Origin of the sequence: Streptococcus sp. UBA632 (assembly GCF_002300045.1) — a bacterium.
In the GTDB taxonomy this organism is placed as follows: domain Bacteria; phylum Bacillota; class Bacilli; order Lactobacillales; family Streptococcaceae; genus Streptococcus; species Streptococcus alactolyticus.
Genome location: NZ_DBPA01000035.1, coordinates 14,440 through 21,117 on the forward strand (window position 1 = coordinate 14,440; position 6,678 = coordinate 21,117).

The window sequence follows — 6,678 nt, forward strand, 5'->3', positions numbered from 1 at the left end:
ATTGAGGTGAAAGAATGAATAGTAGAAACTGGTGGCAATCTGAAGTTATTTATCAAATTTACCCATGGAGTTTTCAAGATAGTAATAGTGACGGAGTTGGAGATATACAAGGAATTATTTCGCGCTTGGATTATTTAGCAGATCTAGGAATAACCTCCATTTGGATAAGTCCAATTTACCAATCTCCTATGGCAGATAATGGATATGATATCTCAGATTATTATACTATTGCTCCAGAGTTTGGAACAATCGATGATTTTAAGGATTTATTACATGAAGCTAAAAAGCGAGACATAAAAATTATTTTAGATTTAGTAGTTAATCATACCTCAGATGAACATATCTGGTTTCAGAAAGCATTAAGAGACAAAAATTCAAAATATAGAAATTACTATATTTTTAAAGAGTCTCCTACTCCTCCAACAAATTGGTGTTCGATTTTTGGAGGAAATGTCTGGGGAAAAACTCCCTGAGTTAAGAAATGAAATCTATACAATGATTAACTGGTGGTTGGACTTAGAAATTTCGGGATTTAGAGTTGATGCGATTACATTTATTAAAAAAGATCTTAAATTCCAATCTATTGAACCAGATGGAGTAGATGGATTGGCTAAGTGTACAAAAGTTAGCCGTAATCAACCGAGTATAGAAATTTTTTTGTCTGAATTACAAGAAAAATGCTTTAAGTCAAATCAAGCAGTTACCATCGCAGAAGCACCAGGTGTGGAATATGATCAACTTGATGACTTCATTGGAAAAGATGGATTCTTTTCAATGATCTTTGATTTTAAAGCTGCAGATTTGGATGTAGCAAGTGGTAGTGAGTAGTTTAAACCTATTAAATGGAAGCCTAAGGATTTATTTAATAAAATAAAAGACTCTCAGGTAGCTATTCAAAAAGTTGGCTGGGGAGCTCCTTTTATTGAAAATCATGATCAAAATAGAGCACCAAGTAAATATCTTGGGTCTCAGCAAACAAGTTCTGCTGCTCAAAAAGCTCTTGCGTTACTCTATTTCAGAAGGCTTAACTCCAGCGGAGGCGATGGATATTATAAATTATCGTAGTCGAGACAATGCTCGGACTCCTATGCAATGGGATGAATCTGAATTTGTTGGTTTTTCAAACGTTAAACCTTGGATATATATTACAGAGAGATAACAAGTTAGGAATGTGGCAAGTCAAGTTAAAACTTCATCAAGTCTTTGGCATTTTTATCAAAAATTAATCCAAATCAAAAAAAGTCCTATGCATGAAGCGTTAACGTTTGGAAAAATTGATTTTCTTGAGGATAAGGACGAAGATATTTTTATCTACAGAAGATACGATAGTCAAAATTCTTATTTTATAGTTATTAACTTTTCTGAAGATGTGAAGATTTTAGATAAGTTTAAAAATCGTATTGAAATTTTATTAGATAACGGACAAGTAAAGAGTTTTAATAATAAATAACAATTGGAAACTTATGGAGCGGTACTAATAAAGGAGAAAATCTGATGACAAATAATAAATACCATGATATAGCAAGTGAGATTTTAGAAATAGTTGGACCTGATAATATTGTATCAGCAATCCATTGTGCCACACGCTTGCGTTTAATTGTTAAAGATAAGGATAAAATAGATACAAAAGCTATTGAAAAAGTTGATGAAGTTAAAGGAACATTTTTCAATAGCGGTCAGTATCAGATTATTTTAGGGACAGGAATTGTCAATAAAGTATTTGAAGAGTTGGAGGCAATGAATGTTTCAACTATAGATAAAAGTCAGCAAGATGAGTATGTTAAGTCTCAAGAAAAAGGTATAAAAGCGTTGATGAGAACACTAGGGGATATTGTTGTACCTATAGTTCATTGGTTGGAGACTATATTGATTGCTGTTACTCAAGCAGTAATGAACATACCATTTGGAATAGGTGGTTTCTTTGTAGGAGCTACTTATCCACTAGCTGTTATTACAGGACTTCATCATATGTATGTTGTTATTGAGACCTCTTTATGAGCTAATACAGAATTCAACCAACTGATTACACTTTGTGCCATGTAGGTTTTGCCAATCTTGGTTCTTCTTTAGCTTTCTATAGTTCTGCTAAAAATGCTAAGGTAAAACAGACAGTAATGGGAGCTTTCATGTCACAATTATTCGGAGTTAGTGAACCTGTCTTGTTTGGTTTGCATTTAAGATATAATCTTAAGCCATTGTATATTATGCTTTTTTCTTCTGGACTTGGAGCAGCCATACTTTCAATTTTTCGTATTCAATCTAATTCGTATGGTTTAGCAGTAGTTCCGTCATATCTAATGTACATTTATAATAGCTATCAGTTACTTGTTTATTTTGCTGTTTCAGTTATTACTGTAGTAGTGTGCTACACGTTGACAAAATTACTTGCAATTCCAGATGAAATTTTAGTGGAAGACGAATAATTATTTTTAAAGAACTGCATCCTAGTATGAGGTTTTATATCTGAATACTAGGGTGCATTTAAAATGTTATAGATTCATTTTAGGTAGTTATGTAGAATCCCAATCCAAACATGGATGACAATAGTTGTATTTTTGCTTGCACTGTTGAATGTATATCTAGAACCTTTTTTACTGGTTTTAGAATGGTAAAAACATCACTATTTTATACAAAAAACTTTAAAAAGCCTCTAAAATATGATAAACTAAACTGTATATAAAATTTTAAGGAGAAATGACTTCATGTCTGTATCATTTGAAAACAAAGCCACTAACCGTGGTGTGATTACATTCACAATTGGTCAAGACAAAATCAAACCAGCTCTTGACAAAGCATTCAATAAAATTAAGAAAGATTTGAACGCACCTGGATTCCGTAAAGGACACATGCCACGTGCCGTATTCAACCAAAAATTTGGTGAAGAAGCTCTTTACGAAGATGCTTTGAACGCTATTCTTCCAGAAGCATACGAAGCAGCTGTTGCTGAACTTAGCCTTGACGTTGTTGCTCAACCAAAAATTGACATCAAATCAATGGAAAAAGGTCAAGAATGGACTTTGACTGCAGAAGTTGTTACAAAACCAGAAGTGAAACTTGGTGCTTACAAAGACCTTGAAGTTTCAGTTGACGCTACAAAAGAAGTTACTGATGCTGAAGTAGATGAAAAAGTAGAACGCGAACGCAACAACCTTGCTGAATTGGTTGTTAAAGACGACGCTGCAGAACTTGGTGACACTGTTGTTATCGACTTCGTTGGTTCAGTTGACGGTGTTGAATTTGACGGTGGTAAAGGCGAAAACTTCTCACTTGAACTTGGTTCAGGTCAATTCATCCCAGGTTTCGAAGACCAATTAGTTGGTGCTAAAGCTGGTGAAACTGTTGAAGTTAACGTAACATTCCCAGAAAACTACCAAGCTGAGGACCTTGCTGGTAAAGACGCTAAATTCGTGACAACTATCCACGAAGTAAAAGCAAAAGAAGTACCAGCTCTTGACGATGAATTGGCTAAAGATATCGACGAAGAAGTGGAAACACTTGACGAATTGAAAGCTAAATACCGTAAAGAACTTGAATCAGCTAAAGAAATTGCTTACGATGACGCTGTTGAAGCTGCTGCCATTGAATTGGCTGTTGAAAACGCAGAAATCGTTGAATTGCCAGAAGAAATGGTTCATGACGAAGTACACCGTGCAATGAACGAATTCATGGGCAACATGCAACGCCAAGGTATCTCTCCAGAAATGTACTACCAATTGACAGGTACATCTGAAGAAGATCTTCACAAACAATACGAAGCAGACGCTGACAAACGCGTTAAAACAAACCTTGTTATCGAAGCAATCGCTAAAGCTGAAGGATTTGAAGCTAGCGACGAAGAAATCGAAAAAGAAATCAACGATTTGGCTTCAGAATACAACATGGAAGTGGAACAAGTTCGTCACCTTCTTTCACCTGAAATGCTTAAACATGATATCGCAATGAAAAAAGCGGTTGATGTTATCACAAGCTCAGTTAAAGTGAAATAAGCTTACTGATACGAACCATTCAAGTCAAGTAATCTTGTATTACTTGACTTTTTATTATTTTTGCTGAAAAATCTTTTGACGAATACCTAAAATTAGCGTAAAATAAAGAGTGACAAATTTTAGACAATAGGTTTTTTGTAGCTACTGGCTCATATCCTAAAATAAATAAGGAGAATTACCTTGGAATTAGAAGTATTTGCTGGACAAGAAAAAAATGAACTCTCAATGGTTGAAGTAGCTCGTGCTATTTTAGAAGAGCGTGGCCGTGATCATGAGATGTACTTCAGCGATCTTGTGAACGAGATTCAAAATTACCTCGAAAAATCAGACGCAGATATTCGTGAAGCGTTACCTTACTTTTATTCTGCATTAAATGTGGATGGTAGTTTTATTCCACTTGGGGATAACAAATGGGGCCTTCGTTCATGGTATGCTATTGATGAGATTGACGAAGAAATCATCACTCTTGAAGAAGATGAAAACGGAGAACCAAAACGCAAGAGAAAACGTGTCAATGCCTTCATGGATGGTGATGAAAATGCTATTGACTACTCAGACGATGATCCAGAAGATGAAGATTTCACACCAAAATTAGCTGATATGGAATACGACGAAGAAAATCCAGATGATGAAAAATCAGAAGTGGAATCTTACGATTCAGAAATCAACGAAATCATCCCTGATGATGAATTAGACGAAGACGTTGACATCAACGAAGAAGATGATGATGACGACGATGATGATTTGGACGAGGAAGAATAAGTTTTTCGAAAACAATCAGATCATTATGGTTATCGTTTGACAATTTATCAAAGATAACATATAATGTTAATCGGGCACCTCTTTTTGATTTGAGAGGTCATGTAAAAGCTCCCTAACTTTTAGGGGGCTGTTTTTGTTTTTTTAAAATAGTTGTCTATGTGCGTTGGAACCCCATTCCGACAAGGCTACCCAAACGCTAATTATAAGTGATGCGATTTTATTCAAGCACTTATCATTTTATTTTTAAAGGAGTTTTTTAATGACGAAGTATATTTTTGTTACTGGTGGTGTGGTGTCTTCTATTGGTAAAGGTATTGTCGCTGCAAGTCTTGGTCGTTTATTGAAAAATCGCGGGCTTAAGGTAACCATCCAAAAATTTGACCCTTACATTAATATTGACCCAGGGACAATGAGTCCTTACCAACACGGTGAAGTTTACGTGACTGATGATGGGGCTGAAACAGACCTTGACCTTGGTCACTACGAACGTTTTATTGATATTAACCTTAACAAGTATTCGAATGTTACAACTGGTAAAATTTATAGCGAAGTGCTTCGAAAAGAACGTAAAGGGGAATACCTTGGAGCAACTGTTCAGGTTATTCCACATATCACAGACGCGTTGAAAGAAAAAATTAAACGTGCTGCAGCTACGACAGATTCTGATGTTATTATCACTGAAGTTGGTGGTACTGTTGGTGATATTGAAAGCCTTCCTTTCCTTGAAGCATTGCGCCAAATGAAGGCAGACGTTGGTTCTGACAATGTGATGTACATTCACACAACCTTGTTACCTTACTTGAAGGCAGCTGGTGAAATGAAAACCAAACCAACTCAACACTCTGTAAAAGAGTTGCGTGGATTAGGGATTCAACCAAATATGTTGGTTATCCGTACAGAAAAACCAGCTGGGCAAGGCATTAAAAACAAATTGGCTCAATTCTGTGACGTGGCTCCAGAAGCTGTTATTGAATCACTTGATGTGGATCATATTTACCAAATTCCACTCAATATGCAAGCTCAAAACATGGACCAAATCGTATGTGACCACTTGAAATTGGATGTGCCAAAAGCGGATATGTCAGAATGGTCTGCAATGGTTGATAAGATTATGAATCTTAAAAACTCAACACGAATTGCCCTTGTTGGGAAATACGTTGAATTGCCAGATGCTTACCTTTCAGTTGTTGAAGCTCTTAAACACTCAGGTTACATCAACGATACAGCTATCGACCTCAAATGGGTTAACGCCAATGATTTGACAGCTAAAAATGCTGAAGAAATGCTTGGCGATGTTGATGGTATCATTGTTCCTGGTGGATTTGGTCAACGTGGTACAGAAGGTAAGATTGAAGCTATCCGCTATGCGCGTGAAAATGACGTGCCAATGCTTGGTATCTGTCTTGGTATGCAATTGACTTGTGTGGAATTTGCCCGTAACGTCTTGCATTTAGAAGGGGCTAACTCAGCCGAACTTGATCCTGATACAAAATACCCAATCATCGATATCATGCGTGATCAAATCGATATTGAAGACATGGGTGGAACACTCCGTCTAGGACTTTACCCATGTAAATTGAAACCAGGTTCACGTGCAGCACAAGCTTATAATAACCAAGAAGTGGTGCAACGCCGTCACCGTCACCGTTACGAATTCAACACGAAATTCCGTGACCAATTTGAAGAAGCTGGCTTTGTCTTTTCAGGTGTGTCACCAGATAACCGCTTGATGGAAGTGGTTGAATTGCCAGAGAAGAAATTCTTCGTAGCTGCTCAATACCACCCAGAACTTCAAAGCCGTCCAAACCGTCCAGAAGAACTCTACACTGCTTTTGTGACAGCGGCAATCGAAAATAGCAAATAATAAATCAAAGATTCTTCAAGCAAGTGCTTAGAGAATCTTTTTTTATGAAAGTTCTATAATGAAGTT

Annotated in this window: 7 protein-coding genes and 1 pseudogene; all 8 read left to right on the plus strand. The window is 36.4% G+C overall.

Annotated features, from left to right (window positions below; all coding sequences use genetic code 11):
• Positions 1-14: 14 nt before the first annotated feature.
• A pseudogene (locus B3473_RS07375) lies at positions 15-1,017 on the plus strand (alpha-amylase family glycosyl hydrolase); the annotation flags it as partial.
• Positions 923-1,159 carry a hypothetical protein gene (locus B3473_RS04370; RefSeq protein WP_235281317.1) on the plus strand — a complete coding sequence of 79 codons (237 nt, stop codon included), beginning with the start codon at positions 923-925 and terminating at the stop codon, positions 1,157-1,159. The pseudogene B3473_RS07375 and the gene B3473_RS04370, both read left to right, overlap by 95 nt.
• A 12-nt stretch (positions 1,160-1,171) precedes the next feature.
• Positions 1,172-1,450: a hypothetical protein gene (locus B3473_RS04375; RefSeq protein WP_293675063.1), complete on the plus strand. Its 279-nt coding sequence runs from the start codon at positions 1,172-1,174 to the stop codon at positions 1,448-1,450.
• Between the two features lie 44 nt (positions 1,451-1,494).
• Entirely contained in the window at positions 1,495-1,998 is a 504-nt protein-coding gene (locus B3473_RS04380; RefSeq protein WP_235300389.1) for a glucose PTS transporter subunit EIIB, read from the plus strand.
• A 128-nt stretch (positions 1,999-2,126) separates the two neighbouring features.
• Entirely contained in the window at positions 2,127-2,423 is a 297-nt protein-coding gene (locus B3473_RS04385; RefSeq protein WP_239472535.1) for a hypothetical protein, read from the plus strand.
• A gap of 279 nt (positions 2,424-2,702) precedes the next feature.
• Positions 2,703-3,986: a trigger factor gene (gene tig / locus B3473_RS04390; RefSeq protein WP_154454812.1), complete on the plus strand. Its 1,284-nt coding sequence runs from the start codon at positions 2,703-2,705 to the stop codon at positions 3,984-3,986.
• Between the two features lie 180 nt (positions 3,987-4,166).
• A complete protein-coding gene (gene rpoE, locus B3473_RS04395; RefSeq protein ID WP_154454813.1) occupies positions 4,167-4,748 on the plus strand; it encodes a DNA-directed RNA polymerase subunit delta in 582 nt (193 codons plus the stop codon).
• 259 nt (positions 4,749-5,007) lie between these two features.
• The gene (locus B3473_RS04400) at positions 5,008-6,612 is read left to right on the plus strand and encodes a CTP synthase (protein ID WP_154454814.1); all 1,605 of its coding nucleotides are present in this window, start codon (positions 5,008-5,010) and stop codon (positions 6,610-6,612) included.
• The last annotated feature ends 66 nt before the right edge of the window (positions 6,613-6,678 follow it).